Below are 18,187 nucleotides of genomic sequence, written 5' to 3' on the forward strand. Positions count from 1 at the left end.
ACATTTTAGAATCTATTTTTTAAATTGATTGCAAATCGCGAAATTTGCCGGGTGAATACCAGAAAGATTGTAATAACCGGCGGCCCCGGTACAGGAAAGACATCTGTCATAGAAGCCCTTGAAGACCATGGTCACTTTTGTTTCCATGAAGTTTCACGGGAAATAATAAGACAGGCTCAAAAGAAAGGGATCGATCAATTATTTCTTAAAGACCCTTTGCTCTTTAGTGAAATGCTACTAGAAGGCAGGATTAAACAATTCAAGGACGCTCATGACATGAAGGCCGATATGGTTTTTCTGGATCGCGGCGTACCCGATGTGGTCGCTTATATGAATTATTTTGGTAATGACTACCCTCCTGTCTTTAACCGGGTGTGCCAGGAATATTTGTACGATCGGGTTTTTATACTGCCCCCCTGGCAAAAGATTTATACTGAAGATAACGAACGATACGAGACCTACGAACAGGCAGTTGAAATACACGATGAACTCGCCCGCAGTTATGCTTATCACGGCTATGAAGCTGTAGAAGTCCCTGAAGGTACCATTGCCGAGCGCACTTCCTTTATCCTGGAGCATCTTGGATAAGCCCGAAAAAATACTAAAACAATACTGGGGCTTTGATTCCTTCAGACCTTTACAGAAGGATATAATTGTCGAATTACTGGAAAACCGCGACGTGATCGCGCTGCTGCCCACCGGTGGCGGAAAATCCCTGTGCTTCCAGGTTCCGGCGCTTATAAAACCGGGTATTTGTATTGTAATTTCTCCCCTTGTGGCCTTAATGGAAGACCAGGTGAAAGCACTACAGGCAAAGAATATAAAAGCCATGGCACTTACCGGCGGAATTGCCTTTAAGGAGGTTGATACCATGCTGGACAATTGCATCTATGGAAATTACAAGTTTCTCTACCTCTCCCCCGAAAGATTACAACAGGAGCTGGTACAGGAACGCATAAAACAAATGCAGGTCAACCTCGTTGCGATAGATGAAGCCCATTGTATTTCTCAATGGGGTCACGACTTTAGACCTGCTTATAGAAATATTGCCATTCTTCGGGAGTTAAAACCCGAAGTTAATATGGTTGGATTAACCGCAACGGCAACCCTTCCGGTGGTGAAAGATATTGCCCAACAACTGGAGCTTAAGGATGTAAAAATCCTTCAGAAATCCTTCCGAAGAGAAAATCTGGCCTACATGGTTCGGGAAGTGGAAGATAAGAACTACTATCTCGAGCAATTGCTTAAAGAACATGATGAAGCAGCCATAATCTACGTTCGCACGAGGAAAGCTACCATTGAACTGGAACAATTTCTTGTCAAAAAAGGCATTTCTGCCACCTCTTTCCACGGGGGACTCCAAAAAGCTGAAAAATCCTCAAGGCTGCAAAAATGGCTTAAAGATGAGAAACGGGTAATGGTTGCCACCAGCGCCTTTGGGATGGGGATTGACAAGGCAAGTGTGCGCACAGTGATCCATATAAACCTGCCCGAAAGCCTCGAGAGTTACTTCCAGGAAGCCGGGAGAGCGGGACGGGATGGTAAACCTGCAAAAGCCGTGATCCTCACAAACAAGAGTGATATTCCACTCTTAAAAAATCAGTTTTTGGCTACGCTTCCCGGAGTGGATATTGTAAGGCTGGTTTATAAAAAGCTGAATTCCTATTTTAGGATCGCTTACGGCGAGGGTGAAGGCGAAGAGCATTACTTCAACTTCTACCAGTTCTGCCAAAAATATGAGCTGAACACTTTACTTGCTTATAATGCTATACTTCTGCTGGACCGGGTAAGTGTATTGTCCCTTTCTGAGCAATTTCAGAAGAAAACCCGAATTCAGTTTTTAATTTCAGGAAAAAAAATTACCTGGTATTTAGAGGGAAACCCTCAGTTCGATCCTGTAGTCAAAGCCATTTTACGAACCTATGGAGGGGCATTTGACAGCATGGTGGACTTGAATTTAGAATTCATTGCAGGCAAAGCCGGGACTTCTTCGCAGGAGACCGTGAAATTGTTACAACAACTTCACAAGGAAGGCATAGTCGAATTTGAGCATCATCAACATGATACCAAAATCACATTTTTGGTGCCCCGGGAAGATGATATTACTATAAATCCTTTAACGCCGTACATTAAGCTGCAGGAGAAAACCAAGAAAGAAAAGATATCGCAGGTGCTCTCTTATGTAACTAATGACAGGCAGTGCAAAAGCCAACAGCTATTACATTATTTTGGAGAAAAAGAAACAGAGCCCTGCGGAATTTGTTCAGTTTGCGAGCCTTCGACCACTAAATTAACCAGGGAAGAAATGAAAAAGATCTATTTTGCAATCATAGGTTTGCTGGAAGAGCGGGAGCATTCTTCCCGGGAAATGACCCAAAAATTGCCATTTCCCGAGGCTCATGTAATTAAGGTACTGGAAATACTGGTAGAGAAAGGAGCCCTGGCTACAACAACTACCAACAAATATAAATTAAAACATTTATGAGAGACTTGAGAATTGTCTTTATGGGTACGCCCGAATTTGCGGTGTATTCACTTAAAGCCATAGTGGAAGCAGGATATAATGTAGTGGGAGTGATCACTGCCCCCGACAGGCCTGCCGGAAGAGGAAGAAAACTTCAGGAATCTGCCGTTAAAACCTATGCAAAAGAACAAGACCTTAAGATATTGCAACCGGTTAACCTTAAGGCTGAAGCATTCCTGGAGGAGTTAAAAGCTCTCGAAGCGAACCTGCAGGTGGTAGTTGCCTTTAGAATGTTGCCCGAAGCGGTTTGGAAAATGCCAGAATACGGCACCTTCAATTTGCACGCTTCCTTACTACCTCAATATCGCGGAGCAGCACCTATAAACTGGGCTATCATTAATGGGGAAAAGGAAACGGGAGTCTCTACCTTCTTTATAGATGAGAAAATTGACACCGGGGAAATGATCATGCAACAAAAAGTAGCCATAGAATCAAAGGAGAGTGCTGGGGAGTTGCATGATAAGCTTATGGAAACCGGCGCTGAACTGATTATTAAAACCCTGGAAGCACTACAGCAGGGGCCGGTGAGTACTACCTCACAAAAGGACATTGTAGAGTTAAAATCGGCTTATAAACTTAATCGCCGAAACACCCGTATTGACTGGGAACAACCACTGGAGACCATCTTCAACCTTATTCGTGGCCTTAGCCCCTATCCTACTGCCTGGACAACACTCATCAACGGAAATGATGAGGTAATGCTTAAGATATATAAAAGCGAGCCTGAACCGGCAGAACATCATTACCCTGTAGGGAAATTGCTGCAGGAGGATAAAAAAATAAAAGTGGCGGTTAAAAATGGTTTTTTGGTCCTGCAGGAAATCCAACTTCCGGGAAAGAAAAAAATGACAATAAAAGATCTTTTGAATGGCTATGAATTTTATTCCAATGCCAAAGTTGTCTGAGGCCTTATGAATGCTGATATTAGCGTATTTCCGAAAAAATCAACAAAGGTTATTAACAATTTACCGAAGTTATTAACAATACAAGGCTTTTCCCTTGATATTACTTGCATGGGAAAGTTTTCCATATAAATTTGTAGAGCAAATTATTAAATGTTTAACCAACAACTATTAAAAACTCAAATTATGAACAAAACAGATTTAATCGATGCAATGGCTGAAAACGCCGGAATTTCCAAAGCAGCTGCAAAAAAAGCTCTTGAGTCTTTTCTTGAAAATGTAGAAAAGTCACTTAAGAAAGGAGATCGCGTTTCTCTAGTAGGATTCGGATCCTGGTCAGTTTCAAAAAGAGCTGCAAGAGAAGGAAGAAATCCACAAACAGGAAAAACTATTAAGATTGGAGCCAAGAATGTTGTAAAATTTAAAGCTGGTGCAGATCTTCAGAAAGCTGTGAATTAATTCTCACAAATGCTAAGAAAATATTAAACTCTCCCCTCTGGGAGAGTTTTTTGTTAAATATTTTACCCCGTCATTTGAAGCTGTACAATATTTTTATAAATTTAATTAATAGATTGGAGAAACTATTGACGAATGACTACACTTAAACCTGCAAAAGGATTACTTCTCATTGCGGAGCCTACCATCACCGGGGATCTTTCCTTTAACAGATCGGTTGTGCTCATCGCAGATCATACCGAGAATGGCTCTGTAGGGTTTATTCTTAATAAGCAGCTTGATTTTACTCTCAAAGATCTCCTGCCAGACATTTCAAGAAATTTTAAGGTTTACAATGGCGGACCTGTAGAACAGGATAATCTTTACTTCATTCATAAAATACCCGATCTCATTCCAGACAGTATTGAGATAGCCAGCGGTATTTATTGGGGTGGAAATTTTGAAGCTGTTAAAGAACTTATTAAAGAAGATCTCATAAGCGAAAACGAGATCAAGTTCTTCCTGGGATATTCGGGTTGGGAATTTGATCAACTTAATGAAGAACTACACGCTCACTCCTGGATAGTGGCCGAAAATCACGATCACAAAGACATTTTGAACCGAAAACCAAGAACCTTCTGGAAAGATAAAATGATGCAATTGGGAGGCAACTATGTCATTTGGTCAAACGCTCCAGAAAATCCTTCTTACAATTAACTCAGCCTTGCCAAGGTATTAAGTCTGCCAAGTAGTGTTTTTGCAACTTCTGACGTGAATTCTTTTTTGCGGTATTTTTTCACCGGCTGTATTCCCATGACCACATTACTAATGAACATCTCATCTGCCTTTTGTAATTCAAAAGGAGAAATCGAGGCCTCCTCTATTTTGAACTCGGGCATTTTCTTAACAATCTCGAGTATTTTTCCGCGAGTAATTCCCTTTATGCATCCATCCTTAAGAGGCGGAGTTTTTATTACTTTATCAACCACAAGGAAAAGATTGCTATTAAGGGCCTCAACCACATTTTTTTGTTCGTTGAGCAACAAACAATTATGATATTCATTTTCCTTTGCATAAATCCCTGCAAGTATATTCACTGCGCGATTATTGGTCTTTAAGGTTGAAAGCAGACCTGCAGTGACATAATGATCTTTGAAGAGTTCTACTTCATAAAAGTCCTCCTTGAACAGGTAGAAAGCATCTGCAAGGGCTTCAGAAGTAATTAAATAATCTATCTCATTAGTTTCGGGCGTATACAAACCTCCGGGTTTGCGTGAAACAATAAACTTTACGCGAGCCTGAGTGTCAAAAAGGTCATTTTCCCGAACAATCTGCAGAATTTCGGCTTCCAGAAATTCCGGAGAAAAAGTTAGCGGAATTTCCATTCTCATGATTCGCATGGAAGCCATTAACCTGAAGTAGTGATCTTCCCAAAAAATGATCCGCCCATTGACCACCCTTATAGTTTCAAAAACTGCATCACCATAGGCAAAACCGCGGTTTGCAATTGAAAGGGAAGCCTCATCTTTTTCGAACAATTGTCCATTAATGTTAGTCATAAAAAAACCCGTTTAAAAACGGGCAAATGTACTATTTTATAAAGGATTTTTAAACTGAACCCAGTACTTGTTTCAGGTCTGAGATCATATTTTCCCACAGCATTTTTCCTTCATCTATCTCATCTTCTTCAGCAAAATCGGTTATCATAATAGAGACATCTTTGGTGATCTCATCTACCTGAATACGTATTTCGAAAAAATACTGGGTATCCTCATCGGCCAGCCAGCGAAATTTAACACGTTCCCCAGATTTTTTACTGAGTAGTTTCGCTTTTTCTTCACTGCCGTTCCATATAAATGTAAATAATTCTCCGCGTGAGTTCACATTATCTGCATACCATTCACTTAAACCCGAGGGGGTTGCAATATAGTTGTAGAGTAAAGAAGGGGAAGCCTGGATTGGAAACTCCATTTCATACTTTATCTTATCGTCCATTCTTCGAAATTGTTAGTTTCGGGCAATATAAATATTAATTATAAACCTAAAAAGAAATCATTTTAAATAATTCCGAAAAGATAGTTTGCGGCAACCCAAATTGTTTTTATATTTGCACCCGCTAAAAGAAAGCATAACCCTTACTGGTCCTGTAAATTTTAGTAAATGGCGAGGTAGCTCAGTTGGTTAGAGCGTCGGATTCATAACCCGGAGGTCACGAGTTCAAATCTCGTTCTCGCTACAAAAAAAGCCGGAAATTTTTTCCGGCTTTTTTTATTTCAGATACACCATTTTCTTCCTTTGTCTGTGTTGATTGCCTACTAACCCACTCTCCCTGTTAACCTTATATTATTATCCACCTAATTCTTTCTTAAACTTCTTGTTATAGGCCGATGTATCAATTAAATTTAAAACATGCGGACATCTTCTTCGGCGCAACCAGGATTTACTGAAGAATTTGCCTTTTCTGAAAAGTACGGATAACCCATACGAGTAAATTTTCAGATCAATGAATTCTTCGGAAGCAGATTTCTTCTGAAGGAATATTAATGTAATGATGAAAAAAAAATTATTGATGTTAGCATTTGCAGGGATATTGGTTGCTCTCTACTCATGCGGTGATGAAACAGAAGTCGATACCGGGGAAAATATAGAAGGAACCAAAAAAGGGCGAATTGAGAATAATGGTTAATCATTTCAATTGAAAAACATGAAAGGAAAAATTCATGAACTTGAGGACATAAGGGCCAAAGTGGAAAAGCTTAAGGTAAAAAATGACGGTTTTGTAGAGGAGTTAATGCAACTCTTAAACAAGACCACCAGTCAATTGAGCAAAATTGATGACCAGCAGGAGATCAACTGGACCTCTAAGAGTTTTGACATTGCAACAGACCTTAAAAATGGAGAAACAAATAAAAATTCTGAAGAGCAAAAGGATTTGGCGCTTACTTATCTAAAGGAAGCACTGGATTCGGTGATCATTCGGGAGAAAGGATACCTGGAATAGAAAACAAAGTGAACAAAGAGTTTCGTGGGATGGAGGAACTTTAACCACCCGGAGCGATTTTAAAATAATAATTTCCCAAACCCAAAAATAATTATCATGAAGAATATAAAAACAATGCAGTTAATATTAGGCTTAACTTTTACTTTCCTTTTTACAACACTTGGGTCCGCTCAGGATATCACGCAGAACAAACCCCATGAAGAAATAGAAATAGCGGCAAAGGATAGAGTTGATAAGTGGGATGATGAACTTTCCCTGACAGCAAAGCAAGCCCTTCTTTTGCAAAAAAAGTTTGTGGAGTTTGATATAAAACGAGAAGAGGTATTTAATGCAAATATTCCTGAAGAAGAAGAAAAACTCAATAGACTAAAGGACCTCAAAATATTAGAAACCCGGGAAATCCGGGATATTCTTACCCAACCACAGTTTGACAGGTATATACGATTACTTGAAGAGGAAGCTAAAAGAACCAATCTTCAAAGTAGTTCTGGTTCGGGTAAATAATTTAGGCCGGCAAAAGAAAACAATATCTTCTCAGGAGAAAACTGTTTTGAGAGAAGGGTTGAATTAAATTAAATTGAAAGTTCCTATGACCCGGAAATAGTGTTTAACAACTTCCGGAAGGCATCTTCAAAAATGCTATTTTCTGAAATGTTTTTTCCACCAATTCATCATAGCTTCATTTCCTGTTATCATTAAAAAATTTAAAATCTGTTGATATGCTAAAAAAACCTCTTGGATCTACCGGTCTCGAAATCGCCCCCATAGTCTTTGGAGGGAATGTCTTTGGCTGGACCCTCGATGAAAAAGAATCTTTCAGGATGCTGGACAAGATCTTTGAGAAAGGATTCAACTCCATAGATACCGCCGATTCTTACTCTCATTGGGCTCCCGGCAACCACGGCGGAGAAAGCGAAACCATCATTGGAAAATGGCTCAAAGAAAGGGGCAACAGGGATGAAATCTTTCTTGCTACCAAAGTCGGTTCCAATCCGGGAAAAGAAGGAAGAGATATTTCAAAAAAATATATTTTAAAAGCTGCTGAAGATTCCCTGCGACGCCTGCAAACAGATCATATCGACCTATATTTTACTCACTGGGATAATGAAAACACACCTGTAGAAGAAACCCTGGAGGCATATGAGCAGCTCATCAAACAAGGTAAAGTGGGTCACATTGGAGCTTCCAACTTGTCCCCGGAAAGAATTTCGGCTTCTTTAAAAGCAGCAAATCAAAATGATCTGCCAAAATACGAGGTAATTCAGCCTGAATACAACCTTGTTGAAAAGGAGAAATTTGAAGGGCAATATAAACCCCTCGCCGAAGAAAATAATCTTGCAGTGATTACCTATTTTTCTTTAGCAAGTGGCTTTCTCACAGGGAAATATCGCAAGAAAGAGGATTTGGAAGGTGCCCGGGAAGAAATGGTCAAGAAATATTTCAACGATAAAGGTTTGAATAAATTAAAAACCCTTGATGAAATTTCTAAAGCTCACCAGGTATCAAATGCTGCTGTAGCCTTGCGATGGCTAATGCAGCAACCGGCAGTAACCGCACCCATTGCCAGTGCAACCGAAGAAAGTCACCTAAATGCTTTTGAGGAAGCAGTTAATATGAAATTATCCCCCCAGGAGATGAATAGGTTAAGTGAATAAACGAATCAAAAACTGTTTGTAAACGAAACCTAGCTGAGTTTTACAAGCCCATTTATTAACTGCTGACTTACCTCACGATATTCTTCCACCAAATTCTGTGAAGTAAAAGTTATAAATTGAACGGTGCCTGTAGAATTGGAGTAAAAATACCCAGAATAGGAAATTTTCATTCCATCCATAGTACCATCAAGTCTAAGATAAAGCACTTTCTCCCCATTTACCATGCGATACTCCTGCTCTTTCACTTTAATATCGGGAGCAATTTGGCGTGCATTTTCAATGGCCACATTTTTTAGAGTTTCCAGAGGTACTTCAATCTTTTCAGTAATGATCACTCCGTAAAGGTCTTCTCCCTTGAGTACCACTTCATATTCGGCATCTGGATTTTCCTTTGATTCACCAAATGACCACAGCTTTGGATCCAGCCAAAAGCCTACATTCACTTTCTTACTTTTCAAAAGAAATGAAGCATTTTCGGTTTTAGTAAAGGTCTTGGGACTGGTGGGTATGTCAACTGCAGCAGCATCTTCTTCATTTACATAAGCATAGGTGCCGTTACTGTAAAGGACGACCTCCTGGCCTGTATCGGTTATTGCACGGGTTTGAGCAGAGAGCGTAATCCCAAATCCGAGAAAAAGGGCTAAGAATGAAAAAGTCTTCATAGTGGTCAATGGTTAGAACCACTAATTTAACAAAACTTTAAAATTCACCAAGCTTTTTTATTGCCCGTCAGAAAAGGCAATTTTTAGCAAAAAATCCTGCTATTTAAGAATGTGTCCACACCTACAATTCTTCTATTTTGCTGAAAATTATTTTGATGCATTTCGTACCTTTAAAAGGTCGTAAATAAGTAATGTTAAGCAACCGCATAACCCACATTTTACGACAAGTTGGTCTTAAAAAATTAATGGAAATTATTTCCCGGCTTTAATTAAGATTATGAAACCTATTGCCATATTATACTCGACAGTTGATGGGCAGACCAAAAAAATTTGTGAATATTTGGCCAACCACCTTGAACATCCCCATTCAAAAATCCACCTTTATTCCATTGATAAATTTTATGAAGAAATTTCCAGTTATCATACCATTATCATTGGCGCCAGCATACGGTACGGGAAACACAACGAAGTCGTTGAAAGATTTATAAAAGTTAACCGGCAAGAGCTGGAAAAGATAAACAGCGCCTTCTTTTCGGTAAATCTTGTTGCGCGAAAAGCTGACAAGAATCTTCCTGAAACAAATCCATACCTCATTAAATTAATGAAATCCATTGACTGGAAACCCGATCTTACAGGCGTTTTCGCCGGAAGTCTCGACTATAAAAAGTACAGGTTTTTGGATAGATTAATGATCAAGGCCATCATGAAATTTACCAACGGCCCAACCAAAACAGAAAAACCTATAGAATACACCAATTGGGAACGAGTTAAAGCATTCGCTGAAAACATCAACCGCCTTGAAAATAAAAACAGGTCCAATTCCTTACAGGAGACAACAGTCTGATCTTAACAAATCCTCCTGAAGGAAAGGCTGACAAGAATTTTAATTCAATATTGCGGTCCTGACTACTTTTCTAATATTGATATCAAATTTTCAAGCGAAACAGCCTGTTGTTCTCCGCTCTTCATATTCTTTAGGGTAAATTTTTTATTTTCTATTTCTTCAGCCCCGGCCAGTATTACAAAAGGAATATCCCTTTTGTTGGCGTGATTCATTTGCTTTTTCATTTTGGCCTCTTCAGGATAAAGTTCAGCAGCAACTCCGGCAGAACGTAATTCCTTTACCGCTTTAAGACAGTACAGGCTTTCTTTATTTCCGAAGTTTATGAATAACGCCTTAATATTTCGTGCCACAGTCTTCGGGAAGAGGTTGAGCTCTTCAAGTACCAGGTAGATACGATCAAGACCAAAAGAAATACCCACTCCGCTCACGCCGCTCATTCCAAAGATGCCTGTTAGATCATCGTAGCGACCGCCGCCGCCAATAGAACCCATTGCCACGCCTTCGGGCGCTGAGACTTCAAAAATGGCTCCTGTATAGTAGTTAAGTCCGCGGGCAAGCGTCACGTCAAGATCAAGATTTGCAGTAGAAAGTCCTAATTCCTGTATGGCACTGTTGATGAATTCCAGCTCCTCGATCCCTTTTGTTCCAATTTCAGAGGTTGCTAAAATGTCTTTCAAGACCTCTATTTTTTCAGAAAAAGTTCCTTTAAGTCCGAAAACCTTTCTAATTTTTTGGATTGCTTCCGAAGAGATCCCTTTCTCCCCCATTTCCTTTTCAACGCCTTCTTCGCCTATTTTATCAAGCTTATCAAGGGCTACAGTGAAATCTATGAGCTTATCGGACTCTCCAATGACCTCAGCAAACCCTGAAAGCACCTTACGGTTGTTCATTTTAATTGTCACCCCTTCCAAGCCTAATGATGTAAAGACAGCATCATACAACTGCACGAACTCCACTTCCTGCCAAAGGCTATCGCTGCCAACAACATCGGCATCGCACTGAAAGAACTCTCTAAAACGCCCTTTTTGAGGCCTGTCTGCACGCCATACCGGCTGGATCTGGTAACGTTTAAAAGGAAATTCTAACTCATTTCTGTGCTGGACAACATAGCGTGCAAAAGGCACGGTAAGATCATATCTTAAGGCCTTTTCGCTAATTGAAGAGGTGATCTTTAGGCTATCTTTACCTTTATAAGCCTGCTCATCAACCTTTCTTAAAAAATCTCCTGAATTAAGGATCTTAAATATAAGCCTGTCACCTTCTTCCCCGTACTTCCCCATTAGGGTTTCACTGTTCTCAAAACTTGGAGTCTCAATGGGTTGAAATCCGAATTTTTCGAACTGTTCTTTTATGGATTGAATAATAAAATTACGTTTTGCTACTTCGGAAGGAGAAAAGTCCCGGGTACCTTTGGGAATTGAAGGTTTTTGCGCCATTTTTAGTCTTGTTCTTTAAGGCACAAATATCTGAAAAATAAAAAGAACCCGGGGAGAGGATTTATACAGAGTTTGTGTAACAACAGCCAATGAAATGCGTCTAACCTTCAAACTGAAACTTTCGCATGTTTCCACTTTTTAAAGAAAATGTTCGTATCGCCTTCTTTTCCATTAAGAGTCAGGTACTAAGAACTGTACTTACGGTAATGATCATAGCTATAGGAATAACTGCACTTGTAGGGATCTTAAGCGCTGTTGCCGCACTTGAGAATACCATAACAAGTGATTTTGCTTCTATGGGCACCAATACCTTTAATTTACAGCGTTATGATTCCCAGATAAGGGTGAATGGTGGAGAAAGAGAGAAGGTGAATCCGGTAATAAGTTATAGAGAAGTCAAGCAGTTCAAGGATAATTACGAGTATCCTCAAACAAAGGTTGCTATTTCCTTTACCGGAACCTCAAGAGCCGAACTAAAATACGAAAGCGAAAAAACAGATCCTGAAGCCAGTGTCCTGGGAGTGAATGAAAATTACGTAAGTAACTCGGGACTTAGTATTGAAGAGGGACGTGACTTCAGCATTTTTGATATTGAGAACAATAATAATGTAGCAATTATTGGTGGTGATGTTAAAAGTGGAATTCTGGAAGGACTTGAACCTCTGGACAGAACTATTTCCATTCGGGGAGTGAAATTCAGGGTCATTGGAGTCCTGGAATCAAAGGGGTCAACTTTTGGGAACAATCAGGATCTCAGGGTTCTGATTCCAATCCAGGTTGCCCGTTCGATGTTCACCAATCCCAATATCAATTACGATCTGAGTGTACGTGTAGAGAACCAGGAAATGCTTGAAGGCGCCCAGGACGAAGCTATCATTACCTTTAGGAACGTTCGCGGACTAAATCCTGTGGAAGAAAACAATTTTGGAATTGCAAAAAGCGATGACCTGCTTAATCGAATTTTTTCTATTACTCAATACCTTAATATTGCCGCATGGGTAATATCGATAATTACCATTTTTGGATCCTCTATCGCCCTAATGAACATAATGCTGGTTTCGGTAAGTGAAAGGACCCGGGAGATAGGAGTGCGAAAAGCTATGGGTGCGAAGAAAAATACCATTGCCATGCAATTTTTTATGGAAACATTTATCATTGGCCAAATGGGTGGTGTGATAGGAATTATCCTTGGGATCTTAATAGGCCTGGCAGTCTCTACTTCTGTAGGATTTGACTTTACTACTCCGTGGATGGCAATTATATGGGCTACTGCAATTACTCTTATTGTAGCAGTTTTGGCCGGGAGTTATCCTGCAGCAAAGGCGGCGAAGCAGGATCCTATCGAATCGTTACGATACGAATAGAACGAACGAACTAGCAGTGCGCAGCAGTAAGTAGGCAGTTGCACCTCTTTTCAAGGTTGACTATTGTAGGTTTTAATTTGCCTACAAAAGACAACACTTAAACTTGAATTAAGGTAGACTTAGAGGTTCAAATGCTTTTCAAAAAAGCCATACAACTCCCCTTTAGTGATCACAGCCCCCTGCTGGATTAGCGCAAATATATCTTTATTGCGGTCGTCACTTATGTTTTTTGAGGAAGTATACAGGTTTACCCTGTCATCCATTAGGTTTTGCTGTAACCAGGCATAGCCATGACGGGTGGTAACGTCTATTGCGTCATTTTTCACTTCTACAGCGATAAGATTAATTGTCAATTCGGTTATTTTGAAGAGGTAGATCTGGTTCGGGGAAAAATGCTCTAAAAATTCTGCCTTGTTGAGAACCCCCTCCCATACAAGATCACTAAAAACATCAAGTTCCTGTTCTGCAACTTCAGGTTTATTGATCTTTATATCCTGCCATTCATCTGCAGTAATTGACTGGGATGCCAGGAAATTAATGAACTCCTGCTGAAGTTCTTCAAACTGTTCTTTTGTTAATCTAGCGTACTTCAATTTTCTAAGGTTTAATTTTTAAGGAATAATGTTTAGTTGGGCTTCAGGTTGCGGGTTGCGGATTGCGAGTAAAAAATTGTTTTAATTAAATCTTCGGCTCCCTTTAGGGCTGGGGCAAAACGAAAATTTAGGAGTCAAAATATCCACTATTAATTCATTACTAAAGACTGCCTACTCTTACTCAATAAAAAATATTCGATTTAAAATAAAAAATAAAAAAGCCCACTCCGTTAGAAGCAGGCTTTTATAAAATTTGTTCAGCGATTAAGCTTCTGCTACAACTTCAAATGCATAGTTTGTAACAACTTCACGGTGAAAACGCAAAGTAGCGTCATACTGACCTAAACGTTTGATGTTACCACCTGCAATAGAGATATATTTTTTGTCTATTTCTACTCCTTCTTTAGAAAGAGCCTGTGCAAGATCGGCATCGGTTACAGATCCATAGATCTTATCACCGGCACCTGCTTTAGCAGTAAGTTTAATATCAATATCCTGAAGTTTCGCAGCCTGTGCTTTTGCTTCATCGACTTGCTTTTTCTCTTTATAAGAACGTTGCTTCAAAGTTTCATCCAAAACTTTTTTCGCAGAAGGAGTTGCCAATACAGCAGCACCTTGAGGAATAAGAAAATTTCTACCGTATCCCGGTTTTACCGAAACAACATCATCCTTAAATCCTAACTTCTCAACGTCTTTCTTTAGTATCAATTCCATAATAGCCTCTTTTTATTTTAGTAAATCGCCAACATAAGGCATTAATGCTAAATGACGTGCACGTTTAACGGCAACAGCCACTTTTCTCTGATATTTCAAAGAAGTTCCGGTTAAACGACGAGGTAATAATTTCCCCTGTTCGTTTACGAAGCTCATTAAGAAATCTGGATCCTTGTAGTCAATGTACTTGATCCCGGATCTTTTAAAACGACAGTATTTCTTTGTCTTGCTGGTCTCAATATTTAGAGGAGTAAGATACCTGATCTCTCCATCTTTCTTTCCTTTAGCTTGTTGTTCAATTGATGACATACCTTACGCTTTTTCTTTGTTTCTGTTTCTTCTCTTCTCAGCCCAGGCAACAGCATGCTTATCCAACTTTACAGTTAGGTAACGCATCATGCGCTCATCTCTTCTGAATTCTACCTCAAGTGGGTTAATTGCCTCACCAGGAGCGGTGAATTCAAAAAGGTGGTAAAAACCACTTTTTTTGTGCTGAATTGGATATGCTAATTTTTTTAGCCCCCAGTTCTCTTTTGATATCATCTCGGCACCGTTAGAAACAAGAAAATCTTCGTATTTCTTAACTGTTTCCTTTATCTGGTCGTCAGATAAAACGGGATTCAAGATGAAAACAGTTTCATAATGATTCATAAAAAATTTACTTTAAATTAAATTGGCTGCAAAAGTAACACTATTCTTTAATATTACAAAATAGAAACCTTATAGTCAAACTGTCTTTATTAATCGATGAAATCCATTTTTTCTTTTTTTTATGATTTTTTTTATCTATTATTGCTAATACTAACCGATTATAAGTGGAAGAAGTTATACTCAAATGTGCGGTCGTTGATGATTCCAGCTTGCAAAGACTATCTATTGTCAGGCTCATAAAAGATCATTCCAATCTCAAACTCGTGGCCGAATATAACAATGCCATCGAAACCAAGAATGGCCTACTCGATACCGAAGTAGATCTTATCTTTCTTGACATAGAAATGCCTATTCTTTCAGGGTTTGACCTGTTAGATGATCTTCCCAATAAACCACAGATCATCTTTGTAACCGGTAAGACAAAGTACGCTTTCAAGGCCTTTGACTATGATGCTGTAGACTATTTGCATAAGCCTATCTCAAAAGACCGGTTCCTCAATGCAGTTTCTAAAGCTATCAACCTTTATCGCCTTAAACACGATGGTGCTCCACCAGAAGATGACAATTATATCTTTGTAAAAAGCAACCTGAAGAACCGTAAGGTTTTTCTTAACAAGCTTAAGTATATTGAAGCTCTTGGGGATTATGTTAAATTTGTTACCGAGAAAGATAATTTTGTAGTTTTAGCTACCATGAAGTCTTTTGAGAACCAATTACCATCAAACAAATTTTTAAGGATCCATAAATCCTACATTGTTAATCTCGACAAGATAGAACGCTATAACAGCAGAAATATAGAGATCGACAAGCAACAAATTCCGCTAAGCCGACACAAAAAATCCAATCTTATTGAAGCACTTGCTGCCAATCAATAAGGATCAACATTTATTACTGTCTTTACTCCCCTGTAAGCTCCAATTGCTTTAAAGCTTTGAAGGATTCTGCCAATAAGATCTTTTGTTTTAGATAAAGATTGTCCCTGCGGAATTTTTATAAGAATATTCTTATAGTATTCATTCCTTATTCTCGCAACCGGCGGAAATTCCGGTCCCAAAATATTTTCCCTGAAAGTATTTTTTAAAGAAATGGCAAGCCAATCGGCTCCCTCGTTTACTCTGCTGTAATCCCTGCCCTTAAGGGTGATCCTTATAAGTCTGTAAAATGGTGGATACTTATAGTTACGTCTTTCTTCAAGCTGTTCCCTGTACATTTCATGATAACTGTTGGTAGAAACCTGCTGCACAATTTGATGATGAGGATTATAGGTCTGGATAAGCACCAGCCCTCTTTTCTCTGTTCGTCCTGCACGGCCTGCTACCTGCAGCATTAATTGAAAACTTCGCTCATGCGCCCTAAAGTCGGGGAAGTTAAGCAGGTTATCGGCGTTCATTATTCCCACCAGCCGAACATTTCTGAAATCAAGACCTTTAGTGACCATTTGCGTTCCCACCAGGATATCTATTTCCTCATTTTCGAATGCCGAAATTATTTTCTCATATCCATGTTTACCACGCGTGGTATCAAGGTCCATTCTCCCAATATGATGTTCCGGAAAGAGGGCTTTAAGTTCTGTTTCCACCTTTTCGGTTCCAAAGCCTTTTGTGGAAAGCTCCACACTATCGCAGGCCATACATTTTTGTTGCATTGCCATATGATAACCACAGTAATGACAGCGCAATTGGTTGTTATGGCTGTGAAAAGTAAGACTAACATCACAATTGGGACATTGTGGCGAATGCCCGCAGGTATTGCATTCCAGGATGGGACTAAAGCCACGCCGGTTTTGAAATAAAATAACCTGCTCATTATTACTCAGGGTTTCTTTGATCTCCTCCAAAAGTCTATCTGAGAAATGCCCCGTCATACGTTTCTTACGGTGCTTTTCCTTTATATCCACAATTTCAATTTCGGGTAAGAGCACATCTCCATACCGGCGATCGAGATTAACCAGCCCGTATTTAGAATGATCGGCATTAAAATAAGATTCCAGGGAAGGGGTCGCAGAACCTAACAGGACTTTGGCTTCTTGCATCTTCCCTAATACTACGGCAACATCCCGGGCATGATACCTGGGCGCAGGATCATATTGTTTAAAAGTGGATTCGTGTTCCTCATCTACTATAATTAATCCCAAATCATGAAAAGGAAGAAAAATACTCGAACGCACGCCAATCACAATCCGCGCATTTTCTTTGTTCCGAAGTACATTTTGATAGACCTCTACCCTTTCATTCACAGAATATTTACTGTGGTAAATGAGCACCTGTTCCCCAAAATAATTCTGAAGTCTCGCAATAAGCTGAGCGGTAAGGGCAATTTCCGGAAGGAGGTACAACACCTGTTTCCCCTGGGAAATGGCTTTTTCGATAAGCTCTACGTAAATCTCGGTTTTACCCGAAGAGGTAATTCCGTGAAGCAAACAAACATCCTGAGTCTCGAAGGAGGTTTCGATCTCCTGTAAAGCCTGCTGTTGGTGCTCATTGAGATGCACTCTCCCGGAAATTTCTTCCAGGTCGGGATTAAATCTTGAGGTTTCGATTTTCAATTCCTCAAGTATATTTTTATCAATAAGAGATTTGATCACTCCGGGCGAAGCCCCCCTCTTTTTTGTTAATTCTGAAATCTTCACTGAAGCCTTCCCCTTTCCAGCCATTCCAAAAAGGGTAAAAATCACCTCTCTTTGTTTAGGTGCACGGTTAAGTTGATCAAGCAATTCGTGCATAGGTCCTTCCTCGGAAAATCTTTCATGAAGTCTTACATAACGTTCAATCTTCGGCTTGTACTGCTCAAATATCTCCTGGTTAACAACTACAATATTCTTCTCTACGAGAGAATTGATCACCGGAAGCACTGTTTTTTTGTCCAGCAGCTGAATTATTTCATTGATCTTTAAAGAGGATTGCGCCTGCAGGGCTTCATAAAGCAGGAATTCATCATCGGTCAATTCCTCATCATTTACCTGTACTCCGTTAAGCAACTGCACAATGGTTTCACTCTCCAAAAGAAAAGCACTGGGAATAGCTGCGCGAAGCACTTCCCCTTCAGCACACATATAATAGGACGCTATCCAGCTCCAGAACTTCAGCTGAGTTTCAGTAACTACAGGAGCTTTGTCCAGGATCTGCTCAATGGGCTTAGCTTCATAAACCGACGGAGGAATTTGGTGAACTTCAGATACAATTCCTGTGTAGATCTTTGATTTTCCGAAAGGAACTGCTACGCGCATTCCGGGCTTTAGGAATTGAGCCTCATCTAGAGAAACACTGTAGGTAAAATGCTTCTCCAGTGGAAGCGGTAAAATTACATTGATAAAAAATGACATTTTGAAGCCCGGGTTTTAAGCAAAAATAGCAGGATTTAGGACAAAAAAATAAACCATTCCAGAAGAATGGTTTATTAAAGTTTG

The 18,187-nt window shown here is 39.7% G+C and carries 21 protein-coding genes and 1 tRNA gene; 13 read left to right on the forward strand and 9 right to left on the reverse strand.

What is annotated here, in order from left to right; all coding sequences use genetic code 11:
• Window positions 1-51: 51 nt before the first annotated feature.
• The 5 genes from LA313_RS04420 (at window position 52) to LA313_RS04440 (ending at window position 4,578) form a co-directional block, all read left to right on the forward strand.
• Entirely contained in the window at window positions 52-588 is a 537-nt protein-coding gene (locus LA313_RS04420; protein ID WP_228913460.1) for an AAA family ATPase, read from the forward strand.
• Window positions 581-2,485 carry a RecQ family ATP-dependent DNA helicase gene (locus tag LA313_RS04425; protein ID WP_228913461.1) on the forward strand — a complete coding sequence of 635 codons (1,905 nt, stop codon included), beginning with the start codon at window positions 581-583 and terminating at the stop codon, window positions 2,483-2,485. The genes LA313_RS04420 and LA313_RS04425 overlap by 8 nt, the downstream gene beginning before the upstream one ends.
• The gene (gene fmt, locus LA313_RS04430) at window positions 2,482-3,429 is read left to right on the forward strand and encodes a methionyl-tRNA formyltransferase (RefSeq protein ID WP_228913462.1); all 948 of its coding nucleotides are present in this window, start codon (window positions 2,482-2,484) and stop codon (window positions 3,427-3,429) included. Before LA313_RS04425 ends, fmt begins: the two co-directional genes overlap by 4 nt.
• A 150-nt stretch (window positions 3,430-3,579) precedes the next feature.
• Entirely contained in the window at window positions 3,580-3,885 is a 306-nt protein-coding gene (locus LA313_RS04435) for an HU family DNA-binding protein (protein WP_255702467.1), read from the forward strand.
• A 132-nt stretch (window positions 3,886-4,017) separates the two neighbouring features.
• Window positions 4,018-4,578, forward strand: a complete 561-nt coding sequence (locus LA313_RS04440; RefSeq protein WP_228913463.1) for a YqgE/AlgH family protein — start codon at window positions 4,018-4,020, stop codon at window positions 4,576-4,578.
• On the opposite strand, the gene LA313_RS04445 is transcribed toward LA313_RS04440, so the two are convergent.
• Complete coding sequence (locus tag LA313_RS04445; RefSeq protein ID WP_228913464.1) at window positions 4,575-5,420, reverse strand: aminotransferase class IV; 846 nt, start codon at window positions 5,418-5,420, stop codon at window positions 4,575-4,577. The two genes, LA313_RS04440 and LA313_RS04445, sit on opposite strands and share 4 nt — an antisense overlap.
• 49 nt (window positions 5,421-5,469) lie before the next feature.
• Window positions 5,470-5,856, reverse strand: a complete 387-nt coding sequence (locus tag LA313_RS04450; RefSeq protein ID WP_228913465.1) for an START-like domain-containing protein — start codon at window positions 5,854-5,856, stop codon at window positions 5,470-5,472.
• Between the two features lie 167 nt (window positions 5,857-6,023).
• Between LA313_RS04450 and LA313_RS04455 the strand changes: the two genes are divergently transcribed.
• From LA313_RS04455 to LA313_RS04475, 5 genes are all read left to right on the forward strand, one after another.
• Window positions 6,024-6,097 (forward strand) — tRNA-Met (locus tag LA313_RS04455).
• A gap of 312 nt (window positions 6,098-6,409) precedes the next feature.
• Window positions 6,410-6,547: a hypothetical protein gene (locus tag LA313_RS04460; protein WP_228913466.1), complete on the forward strand. Its 138-nt coding sequence runs from the start codon at window positions 6,410-6,412 to the stop codon at window positions 6,545-6,547.
• An 18-nt stretch (window positions 6,548-6,565) separates the two neighbouring features.
• Window positions 6,566-6,862: a hypothetical protein gene (locus LA313_RS04465; RefSeq protein ID WP_228913467.1), complete on the forward strand. Its 297-nt coding sequence runs from the start codon at window positions 6,566-6,568 to the stop codon at window positions 6,860-6,862.
• Window positions 6,863-6,958: 96 nt separating this feature from the next.
• A complete protein-coding gene (locus LA313_RS04470) occupies window positions 6,959-7,366 on the forward strand; it encodes a hypothetical protein (protein ID WP_228913468.1) in 408 nt (135 codons plus the stop codon).
• 215 nt (window positions 7,367-7,581) lie between these two features.
• Complete coding sequence (locus LA313_RS04475) at window positions 7,582-8,517, forward strand: aldo/keto reductase (RefSeq protein ID WP_228913469.1); 936 nt, start codon at window positions 7,582-7,584, stop codon at window positions 8,515-8,517.
• Window positions 8,518-8,546: 29 nt separating this feature from the next.
• On the opposite strand, the gene LA313_RS04480 is transcribed toward LA313_RS04475, so the two are convergent.
• On the reverse strand, window positions 8,547-9,179 hold the full coding sequence (locus LA313_RS04480) for a hypothetical protein (RefSeq protein WP_228913470.1): 633 nt from the start codon (window positions 9,177-9,179) through the stop codon (window positions 8,547-8,549).
• 277 nt (window positions 9,180-9,456) lie between these two features.
• On the opposite strand from LA313_RS04480, the gene hemG reads away from it, so the two are divergent.
• Complete coding sequence (gene hemG, locus LA313_RS04485) at window positions 9,457-10,023, forward strand: menaquinone-dependent protoporphyrinogen IX dehydrogenase (protein WP_228913471.1); 567 nt, start codon at window positions 9,457-9,459, stop codon at window positions 10,021-10,023.
• Between the two features lie 62 nt (window positions 10,024-10,085).
• On the opposite strand, the gene hisS is transcribed toward hemG, so the two are convergent.
• Window positions 10,086-11,459, reverse strand: coding sequence for a histidine--tRNA ligase (gene hisS / locus LA313_RS04490; protein WP_228913472.1), 1,374 nt, complete (start codon window positions 11,457-11,459; stop codon window positions 10,086-10,088).
• A gap of 125 nt (window positions 11,460-11,584) precedes the next feature.
• Here hisS and LA313_RS04495 point away from each other — a divergent pair, with 125 nt between their 5' ends.
• Window positions 11,585-12,823 carry an ABC transporter permease gene (locus LA313_RS04495; protein ID WP_228913473.1) on the forward strand — a complete coding sequence of 413 codons (1,239 nt, stop codon included), beginning with the start codon at window positions 11,585-11,587 and terminating at the stop codon, window positions 12,821-12,823.
• A 119-nt stretch (window positions 12,824-12,942) separates the two neighbouring features.
• Here the strand turns inward: LA313_RS04495 and LA313_RS04500 are convergent, their stop codons facing one another.
• From LA313_RS04500 to rpsF, 4 genes are all read right to left on the reverse strand, one after another.
• Window positions 12,943-13,416: a DUF6495 family protein gene (locus tag LA313_RS04500; RefSeq protein ID WP_228913474.1), complete on the reverse strand. Its 474-nt coding sequence runs from the start codon at window positions 13,414-13,416 to the stop codon at window positions 12,943-12,945.
• 264 nt (window positions 13,417-13,680) lie between these two features.
• Window positions 13,681-14,130: a 50S ribosomal protein L9 gene (gene rplI, locus LA313_RS04505; protein ID WP_228913475.1), complete on the reverse strand. Its 450-nt coding sequence runs from the start codon at window positions 14,128-14,130 to the stop codon at window positions 13,681-13,683.
• Window positions 14,131-14,142: 12 nt separating this feature from the next.
• Window positions 14,143-14,439 (reverse strand): 30S ribosomal protein S18, encoded by a 297-nt coding sequence (gene rpsR / locus LA313_RS04510; protein ID WP_037324607.1) that lies wholly within the window; start codon window positions 14,437-14,439, stop codon window positions 14,143-14,145.
• 3 nt (window positions 14,440-14,442) lie between these two features.
• The gene (gene rpsF, locus LA313_RS04515) at window positions 14,443-14,781 is read right to left on the reverse strand and encodes a 30S ribosomal protein S6 (RefSeq protein WP_029036470.1); all 339 of its coding nucleotides are present in this window, start codon (window positions 14,779-14,781) and stop codon (window positions 14,443-14,445) included.
• Window positions 14,782-14,945: 164 nt separating this feature from the next.
• Here rpsF and LA313_RS04520 point away from each other — a divergent pair, with 164 nt between their 5' ends.
• A complete protein-coding gene (locus LA313_RS04520; protein WP_228913476.1) occupies window positions 14,946-15,656 on the forward strand; it encodes a LytR/AlgR family response regulator transcription factor in 711 nt (236 codons plus the stop codon).
• Here LA313_RS04520 and priA read toward each other — a convergent pair.
• A complete protein-coding gene (gene priA, locus LA313_RS04525) occupies window positions 15,650-18,103 on the reverse strand; it encodes a replication restart helicase PriA (RefSeq protein WP_228913477.1) in 2,454 nt (817 codons plus the stop codon). The two genes, LA313_RS04520 and priA, sit on opposite strands and share 7 nt — an antisense overlap.
• Window positions 18,104-18,187 lie beyond the last annotated feature (84 nt).

The organism is Salinimicrobium sediminilitoris, assembly GCF_020866905.1.
GTDB classification, from domain to species: Bacteria; Bacteroidota; Bacteroidia; order Flavobacteriales; family Flavobacteriaceae; genus Salinimicrobium; species Salinimicrobium sediminilitoris.

Bases quoted from the DNA above. Each gene is read 5' to 3' on its own strand.
- LA313_RS04450 (WP_228913465.1), bottom strand. From the start codon at position 5,856: ATGGACGATAAGATAAAGTATGAAATGGAGTTTCCAATCCAGGCTTCC.
- LA313_RS04475 (WP_228913469.1), top strand. From the start codon at position 7,582: ATGCTAAAAAAACCTCTTGGATCTACCGGTCTCGAAATCGCCCCCATA.
- LA313_RS04495 (WP_228913473.1), top strand. From the start codon at position 11,585: ATGTTTCCACTTTTTAAAGAAAATGTTCGTATCGCCTTCTTTTCCATT.
- priA (WP_228913477.1), bottom strand. From the start codon at position 18,103: ATGTCATTTTTTATCAATGTAATTTTACCGCTTCCACTGGAGAAGCAT.
- fmt (WP_228913462.1), top strand. From the start codon at position 2,482: ATGAGAGACTTGAGAATTGTCTTTATGGGTACGCCCGAATTTGCGGTG.
- LA313_RS04445 (WP_228913464.1), bottom strand. From the start codon at position 5,420: ATGACTAACATTAATGGACAATTGTTCGAAAAAGATGAGGCTTCCCTT.
- LA313_RS04465 (WP_228913467.1), top strand. From the start codon at position 6,566: ATGAAAGGAAAAATTCATGAACTTGAGGACATAAGGGCCAAAGTGGAA.
- rpsF (WP_029036470.1), bottom strand. From the start codon at position 14,781: ATGAATCATTATGAAACTGTTTTCATCTTGAATCCCGTTTTATCTGAC.
- hisS (WP_228913472.1), bottom strand. From the start codon at position 11,459: ATGGCGCAAAAACCTTCAATTCCCAAAGGTACCCGGGACTTTTCTCCT.
- LA313_RS04480 (WP_228913470.1), bottom strand. From the start codon at position 9,179: ATGAAGACTTTTTCATTCTTAGCCCTTTTTCTCGGATTTGGGATTACG.
- LA313_RS04440 (WP_228913463.1), top strand. From the start codon at position 4,018: ATGACTACACTTAAACCTGCAAAAGGATTACTTCTCATTGCGGAGCCT.
- LA313_RS04470 (WP_228913468.1), top strand. From the start codon at position 6,959: ATGAAGAATATAAAAACAATGCAGTTAATATTAGGCTTAACTTTTACT.
- rplI (WP_228913475.1), bottom strand. From the start codon at position 14,130: ATGGAATTGATACTAAAGAAAGACGTTGAGAAGTTAGGATTTAAGGAT.
- LA313_RS04460 (WP_228913466.1), top strand. From the start codon at position 6,410: ATGATGAAAAAAAAATTATTGATGTTAGCATTTGCAGGGATATTGGTT.
- hemG (WP_228913471.1), top strand. From the start codon at position 9,457: ATGAAACCTATTGCCATATTATACTCGACAGTTGATGGGCAGACCAAA.
- rpsR (WP_037324607.1), bottom strand. From the start codon at position 14,439: ATGTCATCAATTGAACAACAAGCTAAAGGAAAGAAAGATGGAGAGATC.
- LA313_RS04435 (WP_255702467.1), top strand. From the start codon at position 3,580: ATGTTTAACCAACAACTATTAAAAACTCAAATTATGAACAAAACAGAT.